Here is a 19,057-nt window from a genome sequence, read left to right on the forward strand (position 1 = left end):
ATCCAACACCAAGAAATAGAATATCTGAAAAAAATGCAGCAATTATGATTATGAATGAGTAATATTAATAGTTCTGAAAAAATAACAATTGAGGAATTCCATGAAATTATTATGTTTTACCAATCAAGATCCTTTAATAAAGAAACATCAAATTTATTTTTAAATAATAAAATAAGTTCTGAGTTTAAAACAACTAAAAATTTTCCTAACATATTTTATAATTTTATTTTGGAAAATATTGATTCAATTATTGAATTAGAGACATTTAAAATTTGTTTTAGCCACTGACCAAAAGCCTTGATTAATAAATCAAAACTAATTGATGAAGGCGAAATAAATTTTATTAAAGAAAATTTTGAAATTAATTCTGAAAAAAACAAAATAAATGAGGAATTGGCTAAATATGCCTATGAAGTAATGAGAATTTTTAATGATTATCTTCAAATTCATGCAAATAACAAAAAAGAAGACCAAACTGAAATTACTGATCCCCAACAAAAATTTATCCAACAATTACAAGAAAATCAGCCAAATTTATTTGAAGAATTTAAGAAAATTATCATAATATTAGAAGATAATAAATATAGTAAGGATTCTTCTCCAAGTTTAGAGGATTCATATACTATTAGCCATAACATAAATCAAAATATGCAACGCTAGCAACAATTAACAAATGATCATAAAAATTCTGTTTCCGTAAGTGAACTTTTTAAATAACATATTTATTTTTTATCATTATTGATAGAGATAGTTAATAACAAATGTACCTAGCTAAAATATTTGTTTATGTAATACTACTAATTATGCAAAGAATACTGTTCGGGACTTGTTATTCTTAGGTGGGAGGAACAATATGAATTTCGAAATTGAAAAATTTCAAAAATTTTATCAAGATTTTAAAAACAATTTTAATAGCTTTTTAGATTTAGCACCAAAGTTTACTAATTTTTTTATGCTGCTAGATAATATTAATAATTATTGATTAGAATATAAAACTTTAATTCAACAGCAAGAAATAGCGACCGCATCATTTATTAATTTAATATTAAATTATGATAATAATGAAACTACTAATGAAAAAATTAAAGAATTTTTAGTCCAGGAAATTAAGATAAATAAATTAGCAGAATTAATTATTGATAATTTAAATAAATTTGTTAATAATTCACAATTGTTAGATGTAATTAATAATCTTGTTAACCAAAAATATTTTATTAATAACAAATTCACTTTAATATACTATTTAGAGGATCCGGTGGTGTTAGCTGAAATTGAAAATAATAAAAATAATTATTTGCTATTAAAAAATCGTTATAAAATTATTGAAGTTGGGGGAAAATTACAGATATTTAATCAACAATTAGCAGAATTAAAAGATAATATTATTTTTAATTTTTATTTATTTAAACGGCACAAAAATTATGATTATCGATTTGCTGATGATATTAACCGATTAGATATCTTATTATTTGAACAATATAAACATCCGCAAAAACAATGAGAAAATCTTAATAAATATTTGAAAAAAACAAAATATTATTTTGAAGTTAAATTTTTATTATTATTTTTTTTAAATAATTTTATGGTTAATATATGAAAAGAAAATAGCTTATTATTAAAAAATAATCAATTAGAAATCAATCAACAAGAGCAGGAAGATCTTAGTAGAATATTAAATTTTTTATTATTGATGATTGAAAATCCACCCAAAGATCAGGAATTAATTACCCAATTTAAGGATATTGTGCTGTTTTACAAAAATAGGATTTTTGATGAGCAAAAAATTTTATTATTTTTAAATAATAAAAAAGAATCTCCACCAATTCTTAATCTTATTAAAGATGCTGAAGTTTTTCCGGCGGTCTTCTTAAATTTTGTTATTAATAATATTACTAAAATTATTGAATTAGCGACATTTAAAATTTGTTTTAGCCACTGACCAAAAGCCTTGGTTAATAAATCTCAACTAATTAATAGGGGCTATCTAAGTTTTATGAAAGATATTAATAAAATTAAGGCTGAAAAAAAGGTATTTGATAAACAACTAGTTGAATATGCTCGAAAATTAATAATACTTTTTGAAGATACGATTGTAAATGGCCAAAAGGATAACAACTTTAACATTATAATTAATAATCCGCGCCAAGATTTTATTCAAAAATTAAAAAATCATGACCCCAATTTATTGCCTGAATTTGCAAAGATTATTAATACTTTTTCTAATAATAGTTTGGATAATGTTAATGTTGTTAACTTACCAAGGAAGAAAAATGATATTAAAATTAAAAAAAACCAGAATCAACAGCACCAGGAAAAATTAACAAATGATAAAATTGCCTTGGAACCAATAATTTTAGCTATTAAGTAAATTGCTGCTTTTTATAATTAAATATAGTATAATTAAATTGTCCGTAAGGACAGTTTCTACGTTTTTATACAACGTTAAGGTGTGTTTGGGGTTATTAACCGCTATATAAATCAATGACTCTACACCCAGACACTTAAAGCGGTTTAGGGTTATTTTAAAAGCCAATTAAGAGATTAGTTAGTTTTTAAAATAACTCTTTTTAATTTAAATATCATTTAGGTAAATATCTCAGAAATTTCTCCTGCGATATTTTTAATGCAAACTAACAACAAAAAAGAATATGATCTTTAGCAACTAGATATTAAAAAAACCTAAAAAATAGGATATATTTATATATGATATTAGCAAAAGAAAGTAGGAAAAAAATGCGCAAACCAATTATTGTGGTGGTTGGACCAACAGCTAGTGGTAAAACAGACTTATCTATTATTTTAGCCAAAAAAATTAATGGTGAATGTATCAATGCTGATGCCACCCAAATTTTTAATGGGTTAGATATTGCGACGAATAAAATATTACCAGCTGAGCAAGATAATATTCCCCACCATTTATTATCAACAATTGATTTAAATGCTGACTATTCAATTAGTGATTTTCAACGAGAAGGGCGAAAGATAATTAATGATATTTGGTCGCGCAATAAAATTCCCATTGTGGTCGGGGGAAGTGGATTATATATTAATGCGTTACTAAAAGATTACCATTTTGATTCTCATCAGCGTGATCCGCACTTTGCTCAGCAATACCAAGAATATTCCAATCTTGGTTTATGACAATTATTGCAAAGGATTGACCCCATAGAAGCTGAGCGTACGCATTTTAATAACCGCAAACGTGTTCTAAGAGCTTTACAATATTTTCAAGAAAATAAAACCTTAAAATCAGCCAATGATGATGCTCAGAATAGATGATATTATGAACCTTATATTATTGGTTTGAATCCTGATAAAACAGAATTACACCAGCGAATTGCTACTCGGGTTGACAAACTAACTGCCCGGGGATTATTTGCTGAAGTAGCAGCGGCTTATGAATATTGCCACTTTGATGAAACTAAACAAAGTATGAAAATAATAGGGTGTAAAGAAATCATTGCTTATTTAAAGGGACAAATTACTTATCACCAGGCAATTGCCCAGATGGTGCACGCTAATAAAATCTATGCGAAAAAACAGTTGACATGGTTTCGAAACCAACTACCCACTACTAATTGATATGATTTTTATTATCAAGATTTTTTAACCATTACAGAGCAGATTATTAATGATTTGCTAGCTAGTAATTATTTAACTTCCATATAAAAAAACAAAGTAATTTTTAAAAAAATTACTTTGTTAGCCCATCACTAAATCAACAATCATTTTTACAATTGAAATTCAAATTAAAATAATTAAAATTCATAAAATAATGTTTTCTTGCTTTATATATTTTTTAACAAATATAGCACTAATTGTTCCCCCCACAGCACCCACGAGCATAGGGACTAAGACATTTGTCATCACTGGGGTATCTAAAAAGTAGTTGTGGTCACCCATGGTTGGTTCAATAATAATTGCTAATAAACTAGTAATCATAATAATTGAATGCGAAATTGGAGTGGAATCCTTAATATTTAACTTCACAAATAGTAATAAGAAGGGCATAATAATGACCCCGCCCCCCATTCCGGTTAAGGAAGTGATCATGGCAGCAATAAAAGAAATTGCAGCTAAAGAAAAAATATTTAAATATTTTGGTGGATTATCATTTAAAACAATATGGTACCATTTTTTAACCAGTTCTTTTTGAACGACCGTTTTCTTTTTTAATAAATATTGGTTAATAATTAATTGAATTGAAATATAACTTAAAAGAACAACAATGATAATGGTCGTAATGCGTTCATTAATTTTATTATTAAGTCAGTTCCCAAAGAAAACAGTTGGGATGGCAACCACCAGGGCCACTAAAATTACGGGATAGTTTAGTTTTTTCTTAATTGCACTAATAGCAGTACTAATTAGCGCACTAGCAAAAACTAAAATTGTGGAGACAAATTTAATTTCTTTGACGGGAATGGTTAATACTCAAACCATGACAGGGATGTGTAAAACACCACCCCCAACACCCGATAAATTCCCTAAGAAAGCAACTGCCCCCGCAAAAATTAGTAATAAGATAATATAGCCAACGGGAGACAAGGAGCTAAGAGCACTATTAAAAAACATCGCTAAATTATTCCTTTCAATTCTCATTTTTGCTAATTATATCATTCTGATTCTGAGGAATAAAATTTATTAATTAGTTAATTAAATCTGTTAATAAAAAGCAAAAAATATTGACTTTTTTTTTTTTTTTTAGAATAAGACCATAGAATATTTTCCATATTCTAGCAAGTAAATTATATCAAATCTTAAGCGATTAGATTTATATTTTTTATAAATTAAGATATAATTATTACGCCATAACTATGAAAGGATGACAAGACAATGGATGTTATTACATTACAAAATGTAACCAAGGAATACAGTCCAAATGTTGGGTGTTTTGATATTAATATTACCGTTAAAAAAGGGGAAGTTTATGGTTTTATTGGTCCGAACGGTGCTGGTAAAACAACGGTAATCCGTCAAATGATTGGCTTTATCAAATCAGACCAGGGGACGGGGACAATTCTTGGCCATGATATTTGAAAAGATACAAAAAACATTATGGAAAACTTAGGGTATTTAGCAGGGGAAGTTAGCTTACCAGAATACATGACGGGGATTAATTATTTAAAAACTATTGCGGAAATAAGGGGCAATGTTGATTGAAAATATGTCGAAAAATTAATTGCCTATTTTGATTTTGATCCTAAACGGAAAATAAAAAAAATGTCAAAAGGGATGAAACAAAAAGTGGCGATTATTGCGGCATTTATGCATAAACCAAAAGTATTAATTTTAGATGAGCCAACCAGTGGGTTAGATCCTTTAATGCAACAAAAATTTGATACGTTAGTTAAAAATGCCCAAAAAGAAGAAGCCACTATTTTTATGAGTTCTCATATTTTTGGCGAAATTGATAGTACTTGTGATAAAGTAGCGGTTATTAAAAAGGGAAAAATTGTTTCGGAAGTTGATGTCCGGGAAATTAAAAATAATGCCGACAAAATATATGAATTAAAATTTAGTACTTTAAATGATTATAATAATTTTGCGACAACAAACTGACGAGTTATTGGCACTGATCAAATGGTTAAAATTATTAAAGTCGAAGTTAAAAACGCCGATGTTAATAAATTTTTAAAAGAAGTCTCAAATTATCAATTGGAATACTTTAAGGAATTACCTTTTAATTTAGAACAACATTTTATTAAATTTTATAAAGATGAGGTGCAATTCAATGATTAATTTTAAATTTGTTAAAGCCCAATTTAAAAGTGTAATTATTCCAATTATTATTTTATTTATTTTATTCGTTGTATTATTAATTCCAGCGTTAATTTTAAATAGTTTTGCGCCCGGAATTACAATTGACAAATCTGGTTCCGGTGGTCCGGAAAGTTCGGGTGAACTAGGAGGCGCAATTTTATTGCCATCAACTTTGTATGGAATCCCAGGGTTTATTTTAATGTTTGCCTTTGGAATTGTCTTAATCCATATTTTACTAGTAAAAGAAACGGACCGGGGTTATTTAGCTTCGTGGCTAACAACTCCAATGACCAGAAGAACAATTTTAAATTCAAAATTATTTGTTATTTTGTCATCAATTATGATGGTTAATATTGTAATGTTAATTTTACAATTAATCTTCTTTGCTGCGCTTTATCGTGATTTTCACCACCAAGCACAAGTTGATATTGTCTTAGCAAGTTTTAGTTTTCTATTTTTATCATTCTTATGAACAGCTATTAACTGAGTTATTATGGGATTTTTTAATAAACCAGGAGCCGCCTTATCAGTTGCCATTGGAGTATCAACATGGTTTATTATTTGTGCTATTTTAAGTCAGATGTCAGGGATTGATGCCCAATTTAAGTTCTTAAAATATTTTAAATATTTTACTATTACTTCATTCTTTAATCTACCTTTTAATTTTGGTGATTTACCAGATGTCCATGATCCCTCAATTCCAGCTGGTTTTCATGGGACAATCTATGCGGAAGTAAAACCAATTCATGCCTTAGACTTTGCGTGGCAAATGCCCGTGATGATTATTGTTGGGGCTGGAGGCTATTATGGTGGTAATTTAATTGTTATCCATAAGGACCTGGCATTATAATTAAAATATCTTTTCTTTCTAGTAGTAATTGATATAATAAAATTATTAACAAGGAGGAAAGACTATGTCAGATAAAAAAACAAGTCATAATGAGGCAAGCATTGCGGCTAAAGTATTACATGATCCTAATGCAACACCAACGGCAAAAAGATTAGCCGCCTCAGCATTAGCCCAGTCAAATTCAGAAAAACATACTGGGGATGAAGAAGCAACCTTTGCTTCAAAAGTTTTAACTGATCCTAATTCATCAAAAATTGAAAAAGAATTAGCTGCCTCAGTTTTAAGCCAAGCAAAAGGGAAACATCAATAGTTTATTTAAAAAAGTCTCGGGGTAGACTTTTTTTATTTTTAATAAGAATTTTAGAAAAGATTATAAAAATAGGGATTTTTATATTAAAATATTATTAACGAAACTTATGAAAAGAGGGCGAGGGATATGTATTAAAAAATTAATAAAAAATTCAATTCAGAATTTATATAAAAAAATTTTAAATTATTTATCAATTTTTATTTTGTTACTGTTATCCGTTGCTGTCTTTGGCGGAATGTTTACTTATAATAGTCAACTTGACCATTTATATAACCAGGCCTTAATTAATTCGAAACGTTATGATGTCCATGTTAATTTAAATAAGTTAGACTTAAATACTTTTACGTATTCAAAAATTGCTAATGATTGAGTCGGGTTTGATAATTTTGCTGGTAATGATAAAGCCGCTTCTGACTGAATTAATTTTATTACTCAAACAAATAATAATAAAAGTGTTTGTTTTGATAGTACTAGCAATGATGGGTTAGATAAACTTTTTGATAAGTTTATTAGTGATAATGGTTTAACTTTTAAACCGGGCAAGACAAAAGCAATGTTTTTACGGGACATTAAATTATTAAACTGTAACTATGTATCTTATAGTTTTAATAAATTAATTAAAACTAATGCCAATCCCAATCTGCACTTACCAGCGTGAGACTTAGTTGTTAATAATAGTACGGACTTAGTTGTTGATAATATTGATTATCATTTAGTGAATGCTTATCAAAATTCTAGTGATGCGATTTGAACTAATCCCAACCTTAATATTCCTTATATTAATAAAGGATTAGTAACGGCCGATAATATTACTGATGGCCAAATTATTGTTAACCGTTATTTCTTAGAAGAAATGAATTATAGTTTAGGAAACGGGATTATTATTGGGAAGGATAGTGACGGGAATCCTAATTATTACCAAATTATGGGTGAAGGATATGCTTATAGTGATATTATGTACCAAACCTTTGGGGCCGCCTCGGGAAACTTTGCTGGAAGTGGGAATGTTAAAACAGCGTTAGTTTACATGACTAACAATGATTTTAATAAGATTATGTCCTATAATCCAAGTTTAACAAATAATTACCAGGGCTATTTAAAGTTTGCCCCGGAAGATGATTTTAACCAAGCCTATAATTACTTAAATGAACTAATTTTTAATTATTTTACCGCTAGTTGATACCAGATTATTACCCAATATAATGATGTGGGAGAAGCTGGTCAGCAACAAACATTTATTCAACTAAATTATATTATGTTTTCTGTTGTGTGTTTAGCTGCTTCAATTGTAGTGTTAGTAATTGTTTATTTCTTTATTAAACGTGATATTAAATCACAACGAAAAACCTTAGGAATTTTAAAAGCATTGGGATATCATACTCCCGAGTTATCATTTGGAGTTGTTGTTCCAATTATTATTACAATTTTTGTGGCTTGTTTATTTGGTTACTTAGGATCCTTAGGAGTATCTGCTTATTTTACTATTTTAAACAAACCAGTAGCATTACTACCATTTGATAATGTTTATAATAATTGAATTATTTTTGCTGTTTTTATTATTGGGTTCCCAACTATTTTTGCTAGTATTACATATTTAATTACAATTATTATTTTGCGTACCAAACCATTAGATTTAATTAATGAACGCGAACGGGTAAAAGTTAAACGGTCAAAACAATTAGTTAAATATGTTCGCAAACCATTAATATTCTTACCGTTTGGGATCCGGTTAACAACTTCGTTTGCCCAAAAATCAATTTCCAAATGGTTTACGGTTTTAATAACCTTCTTATTTGGTTGTTTGGTGTTATTATTTGAATTTAACGTGATTGACTTATTTAATGGTTATATTAACGATTTAATGCGTAGCTATGGTCATAATGTTACCCAAATTGTTAATTTACCATCGCAGTTTCAATATCAAACCTCAACGAAGCCGAACCAACACTTAGAAATTGATTATAATCCTGATAAATGAAACTACACCTGGTTAGAACAACAAGAAATTAGTAGTAGTTTAGCCTGAAGTGCTTTTAACTGTTCGTATGAATGATCAAACCAGAACTTACCAATTCATTTTCGTGATCGTCAAGATAAAGAAGGGGTGATTGACCCTAACATTCAAGATATTTTACAACGTTCAATGATGAATGTTTGTATGAATGGTGATTATTTAAAACAAGCTGTTCATAGTGGGTCGTTTAAACAACTAATTGATATTTTAAAAACAATGATTCCTCCCAACCAAGTGGTTGCTTTAACAACATTTTTACAAAGTGCCAAAGCTGCTAGCCAGCTCCCAAATGTTGCTTTTAGTAAATTTGTAATTGATAAAAAATTAGACTTATCAATGTTAAATTCAGCGTTAACTCCGAATGCAATTAGTGCTGATACTAAAATTAAAAGAGCTGATGTCTATGGGTTAGATCCCAACAGTGATTTTAAAGATTACTTTAATTTTAATGATAAAACAAGTAATATTGATCAGATTTTTACTCCAATTAACTTAACAACCGATCCCATTCCAATTGTCGTGGCCAAACGGATTTGATATAGTGGGGAAGTGCCAATTAATAGTCCATTTGAATGGAACTTACGAATTACCCCTAGTGATTCAATAAAAGTAAAAGTTAAAATTGTTGGTTATGTCACTAATGATACTTCGACCCAAAATATTTTTATGAATATTCAAACCTTGCGACGTTTAATGGGGGTTCATAATCCAAATGATCCTAATGATGATACGTGGTTTGATAGTCACCCTTATTTTGGTAATAATGTTATTATTTCGCGCCGGGCAAATAGTTTCCAACCAGAAGCTTTTTTAACAATGTTTTCAAAACTAGGAACCGCGAGTGCTAATTATCAGTTCTTTGCGACTCCTCCGGGTGCGACACAACCAGCCCTCGTGATGAAATCAATGCTAAACATGAGTATTTTAAATGGGCAAAATACAATTTCGCCATTAAAAATGGTCCAGGAAGCGTTAGAAAAAGTGTTTGGGAATGTTATATTATTATTAGAAATTACCGCCATCTTTACCTTCATTATTGTAGCCTTTATCTTAGTGGTTTTAATTAACATGACAATTGAAGAAAATAAAATAATTATGGCAACCATGAAAGCAATGGGATATTCCAATGGTAAGGTTTTAACCTATGTTTTAGCTTGATATATCTTTGCCTTTGCCATAGGGCTTGGATTACCATTCCTAATCTCCTATGGCGCCTGAATTATTATTGTCCGCTTGATCTTTAATATGACAGGAATTCTCTTTACCTTTGCTTTTTCATGACAAAGTATTGTAATTGTGGTGTTAGCATTATTAGCGTTAACCGTGGCAGAAACAGTCTTTATCTTATTACGAATGAAAAAACACCGGTTAATTGACTTAACAAAAGGATAAAAAACACTCCACGGAGTGTTTTTTAAATATTTTACTAGTTATTTGACAGGCAATCTGGAATATGATAAGGTAAGAATAGTAATTTAATATTATAAATTTATAAAATCTTGAATATTTTTATAAAAAACTAATAAAAAAAATTAAAATTTTTTGAAAATTTTTATGAATTTTACAAAATTTGCGATATAATGAATTTGTAGTTAAGAAGAAACGGTTAAAACTATGGAAAATATTACTTATTAATTCACGGTCCATGTAATAAATAATTGATTCTAGGTTTAACCTTGCTATCAAGACTACAAAATTGAGAAGTAATTATATTGTTTTGATGAGAAATAATGATAATAGTATAAAAATTTAAGGTCAAATATGCTGTCTGTATTGGATAAATAATTTATTTATATGTAAAAAATGCTTGTTAAAATAATAAAAGTTCATTAAACAATATAAGTACTAAAAAAATCTATATGTTGCCTTTGGGGGTCTCTTTTACAAGAGGCTCTTTTTTAGTGGAAAGGGGAGGTTTTTTGACCGATAGGGGAGAAAAAAACCTCCTAACCAGCATTAAAATCTTAATTTTAGTTTATAATATATAATGATTAGGAAAAAGGGGTTTCAAAATGAGTGATCAAATCGAAAAACATTTCAATGATAATTTAAAAGGCCAAGAACGATCAATGTTTGATGCTTTGCTAAAGAGTTATTTTTTAGATGATGACCAGTTGGATTATTTGCATCAATACTATAAACCAATTTTTACGATTGCGGATAATGAAGATTGCATTTGTTTCAGTGGGAAAAAATACCAAGATTGTTGTAAACCATTAGTATTAGCAACTCCCCATGCGCGGGATGAATATTTATCAATTTTACAAGCAATTAGTGATCCCCAGTTAAAAGAACAGTATCTTTACCAAGAGAAAGAACATTATACTAACGTTCGCAACCAACAACAACAAAATGAATGTATTTTAAGAGATTGTCAAAATCCAGTTGTTCGCAATGACCTTTATAACCCGGAGTTAATTAAAGGTAATTATTTTATTGATCGTTATCAAGAAAAACATTTTTTTAAAAATATTAAAAATAACTTTTTAGCCTTAGAAGAAGGTCCTGGCGATTGTCCTTATTATTTTTATTTACTTTGTCAAAATCATAGTGATGAATATCTAAATAATCCTAAGTTATTAACTCCGCAGCTAAAAGCGTTATTAATGAACATTGGGGATAATTTAATTGACCACCAGGTTTGTTATGAAACCTTTATTAATTTTTACCAGTTATTAAGTGTTGCTGAACAAGTAATTTTAACTTTAAAAATACGGAAACTTATTAAACTCCATTTAATTTATGAATTAGAATTATACCGTTTAGTGAATGATTTAGATAATACTAATAAAAGCTATCTTAAACACCAAATTGTGCTCAAAAAACCCCTAACTTCATTTACAATTAATGATATTTTATTAGCCCAGATTACCCCAATTACATTTCAAGCAATTAATTCGCCAAACAACCCGTTTTTGCCAAATAAATTATTATTTGTAATTAATACGGTTGAAAATAACACTGGGGTTATTAACTTTTATTATCATAAAAATAACCGGATCTATAATTTATACTTTAATGAATGAACAGAAAAAATTAAAACCGACAAAGAATGGTTAACTTATAGTTCAAGTTTAATTATTAACCAAACTAACCACATCTTAATTAACCAAAAGTATTATGATAAATTAAATAGTAAAACAAAAGAGTTAATTAATATTTATTATTACAATCGCTTTGAACAACCGCGCAATAGTGGGGAAGAATTAATGCTACAAACATTTATTAATAATTTTAATAAAGGAATTAATATTATTAAATAGAAAGGAATAACATGACAACAATTGGGTGAGTATTTATTGGCTTATTTATCGGTTTAACACTAATTTTTCTTGGTTTTTTAATATGGTTTAACTATAAGAAAAAACACCTGATTTTTGAAATTTTTAAAAAATTAGAAGTTGATAACCAAAGTTTTATTAATAATGACTATCCCCATTTAACCATGAGTCCGATTAAAGTTAAAATTAACCTGCAACCAAATGAAGTGGTCTATTATACAACCGCAATTAGCAGTTATTTAATGCCGTTATTAGATAAAAAAGAAGTTAGTAACCATTCTAAATATGTAATTGAATTTCCGGGGGGAATTAACGTTGGTTATGCGGGGAAAACGCGGTTCTTAAAAAGTACGACCCCAGTTGTTTTTCAAGAAGGGTATTTATTTATTACCAACCAACGAATTTTAATTGTTAACCCCGAAATTACTACCATTTGGGAACTAGCAAAAATTACAAACTTAGAATTATCAATCATCCGGATTAATCAGCGCTTATACCAGGGATTTTTCTTATATTATGAACAAAATAAGTATTTTATCATTAGTAATGATTTAAAAACACCATATTTAATTAAAAAAGTACAAACAGAAGGGGAGTAGCAATATGGAAATTGGATTTATTATTTTTTTTGGTGTCATGGGGATTTCAGTAGGGGTCACCTTAATTTTAGGAATACTCCAACAAGTTAAAATTCAAAATTATAAAAAAGTTTATCGTAGTTTTCAAACGGCAATTAATGATCACCGCCAAGAACTAACAACCCCTTTACAAGCAATTACCATTGATTATCAACTCCCAGTTGATGAAGTATGTTATGCGAAAGAAGAAGTTGAAGTATATATCTTAGAAAACACCAAAGAAATTAACCATAATAGCTTTTATTTATATCCCCCAGTGAAACCTGAGCAACCCCAATATAAAATTGAAAATTTAAATGGTTATATTAACTTAAAATCACCGCACCGCACCAGAAGATACTATGGGAATCTATATGTTACTAATAAACGAGTGTTAATTGATGATATTAAAACTTATAAAACAATCTGGCTCAAAGATATTATTTATTGTTATCCAAGTATTTTTAATCTTAATAGTACCTTTGAAGTTGGTTTTTTCATTAGTACGAAGGATAATATTTATAAGTTTTTAACAAAAAATGTTAAAATATCAATGATCCTCTATAAACTATTATTACAACAACAAAAATTAATTACGACAGAGAAGGGAAGTTAAAATGGAATTACATATCATATTAGTTTTTACCTTAATTTTAGCCTTAGCATTGTATGTTTTTAATTTTTTATTCATGGTGCAATATCATCGTCAACGGGATGTTAAAGACTATCGCCAAGAATTTCGCTGAACAGCGATGATTCGTTTTATTTTTATTTTTATCTATGCTGTTTTAACCCCCATTATTATTTTTATTATTGTTGATTATATTTTATTATTAACCATCCCTGATATTGCCCCGGTTTTTTCTTACTTATATGTTATTATTGGTCTAATTGATTATGGTTTAATCCTAATTTATTTAATCATCCAAACCCAATGTTTAAATAGTTTATGAATTAAAGTTAATGACGATGCCATCTTCTTTTTAGATGAAGAAATTCCTCTTAGTGCGATCGTTGGGATTGCTGTTAAGGGCATTACCAAAAAATTAATTTATAATGTTGACGGGGAAACTGATAAAAAAACAATTATTGGTAAAAAAACTTTTTCCTTCTTACAAGCGATAAAAACCCCTAATAATGAATAAAATTCGATTAGAATCTAATCGAATTTTATCTTTATGACAATTATATAATAGAAACATTTACTTTTTAAAAGTGAAAAGATTGAAAATAAACTTATTTTTATAATTAATTATATTGTATTTAATCAGAGATATTTAAAACTAAAAGGGGAGAGATAGTTTCTTATTTTATTAAATATAAAAATTAAAGCTAGTAAATATTTCTATAAAAATTGCTAAATTTATTAGGAAATTATTATTTCCCATACCCATATTATATTCCGTTTCTTAAAAATTACAATAATATTTTCTATTATTTAAAAATTATTTATAATATTTTACAAACAATTATTTAATTAGTATGTTAAAATAATAACGAGAATTTTGCTTTAAATAAAAATGTTAAGATTATTTTTTTAAAATTAAAAATAGGGGACTAATTAAATATGTTAAAGAAAGTAAAAAAAAGTATTTATAGTATTGCAATATCAATACTAAATTTCATTATTTTTATTATTGCATTTTTTGCTTTATTAGTTTTTTGTTTATTTCTTAGTTTTTTCATTATTCCTAAACTTATTAAAAAAGATAATAGTCTGTTTATTTTAACATTTGTCTTTTTAAGTATTAGTATTTTATTTTTTCAATATTTTATTTTTTTTCGGGTTTTACAATATAGTTCACTGGTATTTCTCAATAAACATACTAATTTATTATTAATATTTAGTATTTTAACAATTAATATTTTGGGAATGTGGTGCTTATCACAAACAAAAAAATGAGATAAAAATTATTTTAATAAATATGATGATAACTTTATGAAAATCCAGGAAGATACTAAACTAAGAGTTAATCAAAGGACAATAGGAGTATGAATTGTTTCCATGTTAGTATTTGGGATTTTATTTAGTTTTGGATATTTATGAGGATGATTATATCTTAAGGAAAGTTTAAAAAACAAAACTGAAATATTTCATTGTGATCGGTATAATAAAATTTGAATAGGGGGGTTAGATTTATATTTATATCAACTTAATTAAATAATTTAAGTCCCCTATTATTTTTTTTATTTATTTTTTTTATTAATTGCCTTATTAACAGCAGCTTCAATTAATTTTTCAACTTCATCAATTGATAACACAATAGTTTTATTAACTGCTTCTTTATTAGTTACTTTTTTATTAGTTGTTGGTTTGACTGGTGCTGTTTTTTTATTTGCTGTTGTTTTACCATTATTATTAGCCGTTTTAACAACTTGAGATGATGGTTTATCCGTTGCTTTTGATTTCGATGCAGGAGAACCAGCTTTTTTTTGTTTTTTAGCTGTTGATTGTTTTTTTGTCATCTCAGCATTTAATTGATCCAAATCAGCATCCGCTAAGATTGCAGCTGATAAGGTATTATTATTGTCATCTTGATTATTAGCAATATTTTGATTAAAATGACGATTAGCTTGGTAAGCATGATCAATAATTTCTCTTAAGCCTGAATTTGATGAATTAAGAGCAGGGGAGTTATTATCCAAATTATTTTCCACAGGAGCTGGTTGTCCAGTAACGGCTGCTCTTAAACGAGCCATTTTTGCTTTAATATCATTTTCATCAACTCCGGTTGACATCCCCTCTTCTGTTTCTAAACCTAATTTTGATTTTAACGAGGCATTATTTTTTTTCGCATTTTGTAGAATATATTGAATTGTCCCCTTTTCGGCATTTACTGTTTCAACAGTAGCAGCTGTTGGATTTAACATCCGATTCATTTTTGCTTTAATTTTTGTTTCATTAGCTGACGATATTGCCCGGTTTGTATTTTCTGAACATTCATGAATTTTTAAATGAATTGGACAAAAAGTTGGTTTTCCCATAACATTGATTCCCCTTTTCTGTTGTTTTACTACCCTATTACTTAATATTATTATAACCTATTTTATTTTTTTAACAAATTGCATTCTTGAAAATAAAAAAAGCTGATGGTGATCCTCTTAATCAGCTTTTTATAATTAAATTATTTTATTTTCCAAAATAAATATTATTTAAATTAGCATAATAATATGCTCCTGAACTACATCAGAACGAATCTTCTTGGCGTTGGAACGCTCAATAAATGTTGTGATCATCATGTCATAGATAGAATCAAACCGCCATAAATTGGTTTCCAATAACACTTCCACTTTTTTCACATTCTCAAGTGGCCGGTGATGTTTTAGGATTATTTAAAGCAATATTTGTTGTTGTCGTTTTCATGTTAGTAAGACTTCCATCTTCTCCTCAGGCACGAACACTTAACGAACCATTTAAGGTTACATAGGGGTATTTCTTAACAAAACTATCTCAACTATCAGCATAATCAAAATAATCTAATAAGATATGAGTTTCTGTATGGAAATCACTAGAAGAAGTCCCATTATAAGATTGATGCGATTTAAAACCAATATTAATTTGGAACGGAGCAGTTGAATTATTTCGTAAGGTCATTGTGATTGTGGCATGGCCAAAATATTTTTTTGTGTGGGTTCCATCAATTGTGATTGTAGTTTTCACTGCACTATTGTTAGGAGGAATTTTTGTGGTTGTGCTAATAATAATTCCAGTGGTTTGGACGGCAGCTTTCAGCACCGGATTCATATGAGAATCACTGGTAATTGCTTTAATCAGTTCTTCTTGAGTAACACCATTAATAGTGTAATCACCATCTGCTGAATAATCACCGTTAAAGTAATTTAAATCAATGGTATTAGCAGTTATTAATAATGTTATTTTAGCTTGTCCTTTATAATGTTTAGTATTATCAGCATTAATAACAATTGTTATTGGGTGGGGTTGATTATCATAAATTAGTTTTGAATCTGTTGTAATGGTCAACCCTGGTAAGGTTAAAATATTTTTTAGATCAGAACTTAGCCCATCCACTTTTGTTAAGGCATCTAATAATTCTTTTGAATTTAAGTCAGGTTCCACAATTGGCGGTGAACTTGTTAAATCTTGGTTTCAATTGGTAATATCTGTTTTGGGATAAACCATTGAAACTAAAATTTTTGCCGTTCCAGTGTAATCTTGTGATTGATCGGCATTAATAGTAATTTCAATATCATGGATTAAATCATCTTGGGGTAATTTTGACTTTGTGCTCACAATTACCTTCGGATCATTAATGGCGCTTAGAATCACTGGATTAGTTTGTTTAATTTGTTTGAGAGCTTTAATCAAAGCTGCTGAGTCAACACTATTACTAATAATATTTCCATAACTAGTATAGTTTCCCCCATCATTAGTAATATCAGTTTTACTTGTTTTCGCCATTAACTTAATAGTTGCTGTTCCGGTATAATCTAAAGTTTTATAGGCATTTAAGTTAATATCAATTTCATGTGGTAATCCATCATCTGGTAAATTAGAATGAGTAGCAATTAATAAGTTACTTTCTTTTAAAACATTTAAAGTTGTTTGGTTAATTCCTTGGACTTTTTGCAACGCATTTCGTAAACTTTCGTCATCAGTATTTGGTTCAACAACCGGTGGTTTTGCTGTTAGATCTTGACTAAGAGTGTTGATTTTCATTTTACCAGCAATAGCTGGAATTGTAATTGTCAATCGGCCACTGTATACCAGGGTATTAGTAGCATCGATTGTTACTTTTAATAAATGACTTTGTCCATCATCCGGTAATTGGGAAGTGGTAGTTAACATAATATTAGGATCTTGAGCAGCCGCAATTAAATGGTGATCCATCCCCATCACCGAAGTTATTAAGTAAACTAAACTATTAAAACTAGTATCATGAATTGTCACTGGTGATGAGGTTGTATAATCATTTTTTAAATGCGAAATATCAAATTTATCGGAAATTAAATTTAACTGACAATTAAGTTGTCCTTTAAAGTCATTTGTATTATTAGCATCAAGTGTAAAATTAATTGGGTGGGGTAACCCATCATCAATCATTTTACCCTTAATATTAATAACTTCCATCCCCTTCTCACGTAAGGCACTTGCTAGATTCGGATTTAAGTTAGGTAATAATTTTAGGGCATTTAATAAATTAGTGGGATCAATGTTAGCAATATGGACAGCATTATTATGCGTAAAGTTACCATCTAATCAAGAAATATCAAATTTATTCGCTTTAATATTCATCGTCAAACTGGTAATTCCTTTAAAAATCTCGGAATGTTGGGCATTAACATTAATTTTCATTAAGTGGTATCCCCCATCATACTGTAGAGGATCATTAGTTGTTAAAATTGTGGTATTATCATTAATTGCACTTTGTAAATCCGGATTTAAATTAGGGATATGTTGAACAGCAGATAATAATTCTTTCGAGGAAGTATTATGAATAATTGCTTCGGTTTTATAATAATCGCCCCCATCTTGCGAAATATTAATTCGCCGGTCAATATGTGGTTGGGAATGATTTAAATCTTCAAATAGTTGTCACCCACCAATTCCTAACCCCAGCAGTAAAGTTCCAATTAATAATGAAATAATAGTAAAACGATGATTTGATTTTAAAAATAATGTTTTAAAATAATGTTTATGTTGGTTAAAAACATTTGTTTTATAATATTTTAATTGTTGTTTATTAAAATATGCTAATTCTTTTTTTGTTGGTTCTAAAGCAAATGGTGAATTAACTGGAACAAGTGGTCAAGGTTTAATATTAACAAGCGCATTTTTACTTCCTTTAGCATCAAGATTTTTCTTACTTTCTTTAAATTTCTTAATGACCAAACTAGTTGGTAAAGTTACTGTTTTAGTTTGAAAATTAACTTGGCGTGGATTTTCTCTTAAATTATTTCTTATAAATAATCCAAAATAATGCTTTTGACATTTAAAAATAATAACAGGTTGAATGTTATTTTCTTCATTAAAATTATCAGTTGTAGCAACGCTAAAAATAATTAAATTTTTAATATCATTTTTTGTTTTTAAAAAATTAATAATTTTTTGGTAACATTTTTTACATAATTTGGATTGATTATGTTGGTTTTCCATTCATTATCCCTCCTTTATATTATGCAAGTTTTTCATTTTTTTAGATGTTAATAAAAGAAAAGTACCAAACAAAAATTAATCTGTTTGGTACTTTTCGTACTCTCATT

15 protein-coding genes are annotated in these 19,057 nt (G+C 28.3%); 12 read left to right on the forward strand and 3 right to left on the reverse strand.

Annotated features, from left to right (window positions below):
* The first annotated feature begins 33 nt into the window (after positions 1 to 33).
* From QPK10_RS03015 to miaA, 3 genes are all read left to right on the forward strand, one after another.
* Entirely contained in the window at positions 34 to 660 is a 627-nt protein-coding gene (locus tag QPK10_RS03015) for a hypothetical protein (protein ID WP_368486549.1), read from the forward strand.
* Positions 661 to 853: 193 nt separating this feature from the next.
* Positions 854 to 2,368, forward strand: a complete 1,515-nt coding sequence (locus QPK10_RS03020; protein ID WP_368486550.1) for a hypothetical protein — start codon at positions 854 to 856, stop codon at positions 2,366 to 2,368.
* 365 nt (positions 2,369 to 2,733) lie between these two features.
* Positions 2,734 to 3,669 (forward strand): tRNA (adenosine(37)-N6)-dimethylallyltransferase MiaA, encoded by a 936-nt coding sequence (gene miaA, locus QPK10_RS03025; protein ID WP_368486551.1) that lies wholly within the window; start codon positions 2,734 to 2,736, stop codon positions 3,667 to 3,669.
* A gap of 33 nt (positions 3,670 to 3,702) precedes the next feature.
* Here the strand turns inward: miaA and QPK10_RS03030 are convergent, their stop codons facing one another.
* Positions 3,703 to 4,575 (reverse strand): sulfite exporter TauE/SafE family protein, encoded by an 873-nt coding sequence (locus tag QPK10_RS03030; protein ID WP_368486552.1) that lies wholly within the window; start codon positions 4,573 to 4,575, stop codon positions 3,703 to 3,705.
* Between the two features lie 261 nt (positions 4,576 to 4,836).
* Here QPK10_RS03030 and QPK10_RS03035 point away from each other — a divergent pair, with 261 nt between their 5' ends.
* The 9 genes from QPK10_RS03035 to QPK10_RS03075 all read left to right on the forward strand — a co-directional run bounded on the left by QPK10_RS03035 (position 4,837) and on the right by QPK10_RS03075 (position 14,996).
* Entirely contained in the window at positions 4,837 to 5,742 is a 906-nt protein-coding gene (locus QPK10_RS03035; protein WP_368486553.1) for an ABC transporter ATP-binding protein, read from the forward strand.
* On the forward strand, positions 5,735 to 6,613 hold the full coding sequence (locus QPK10_RS03040; protein WP_368486554.1) for an ABC transporter permease: 879 nt from the start codon (positions 5,735 to 5,737) through the stop codon (positions 6,611 to 6,613). The genes QPK10_RS03035 and QPK10_RS03040 overlap by 8 nt, the downstream gene beginning before the upstream one ends.
* A gap of 64 nt (positions 6,614 to 6,677) precedes the next feature.
* On the forward strand, positions 6,678 to 6,923 hold the full coding sequence (locus QPK10_RS03045; RefSeq protein ID WP_368486555.1) for a hypothetical protein: 246 nt from the start codon (positions 6,678 to 6,680) through the stop codon (positions 6,921 to 6,923).
* A gap of 106 nt (positions 6,924 to 7,029) precedes the next feature.
* Positions 7,030 to 10,329 carry an FtsX-like permease family protein gene (locus QPK10_RS03050; protein WP_368486556.1) on the forward strand — a complete coding sequence of 1,100 codons (3,300 nt, stop codon included), beginning with the start codon at positions 7,030 to 7,032 and terminating at the stop codon, positions 10,327 to 10,329.
* Positions 10,330 to 10,949: 620 nt separating this feature from the next.
* On the forward strand, positions 10,950 to 12,200 hold the full coding sequence (locus tag QPK10_RS03055) for a hypothetical protein (RefSeq protein ID WP_368486557.1): 1,251 nt from the start codon (positions 10,950 to 10,952) through the stop codon (positions 12,198 to 12,200).
* 11 nt (positions 12,201 to 12,211) lie between these two features.
* On the forward strand, positions 12,212 to 12,817 hold the full coding sequence (locus QPK10_RS03060; protein WP_368486558.1) for a hypothetical protein: 606 nt from the start codon (positions 12,212 to 12,214) through the stop codon (positions 12,815 to 12,817).
* A 4-nt stretch (positions 12,818 to 12,821) separates the two neighbouring features.
* Complete coding sequence (locus QPK10_RS03065; RefSeq protein ID WP_368486559.1) at positions 12,822 to 13,451, forward strand: hypothetical protein; 630 nt, start codon at positions 12,822 to 12,824, stop codon at positions 13,449 to 13,451.
* Between the two features lies 1 nt (position 13,452).
* Positions 13,453 to 13,980, forward strand: coding sequence for a hypothetical protein (locus QPK10_RS03070; protein ID WP_368486560.1), 528 nt, complete (start codon positions 13,453 to 13,455; stop codon positions 13,978 to 13,980).
* 422 nt (positions 13,981 to 14,402) lie between these two features.
* A complete protein-coding gene (locus tag QPK10_RS03075) occupies positions 14,403 to 14,996 on the forward strand; it encodes a hypothetical protein (RefSeq protein WP_368486561.1) in 594 nt (197 codons plus the stop codon).
* A gap of 26 nt (positions 14,997 to 15,022) precedes the next feature.
* On the opposite strand, the gene QPK10_RS03080 is transcribed toward QPK10_RS03075, so the two are convergent.
* On the reverse strand, positions 15,023 to 15,820 hold the full coding sequence (locus QPK10_RS03080) for a hypothetical protein (protein ID WP_368486562.1): 798 nt from the start codon (positions 15,818 to 15,820) through the stop codon (positions 15,023 to 15,025).
* 145 nt (positions 15,821 to 15,965) lie between these two features.
* Complete coding sequence (locus tag QPK10_RS03085; RefSeq protein WP_368486563.1) at positions 15,966 to 18,950, reverse strand: hypothetical protein; 2,985 nt, start codon at positions 18,948 to 18,950, stop codon at positions 15,966 to 15,968.
* Between the last annotated feature and the right edge of the window lie 107 nt (positions 18,951 to 19,057).

The sequence above is a fragment of the Spiroplasma sp. DGKH1 genome, from assembly GCF_040940205.1.
GTDB lineage: Bacteria > Bacillota_I > Bacilli_A > Mycoplasmatales > Mycoplasmataceae > Spiroplasma.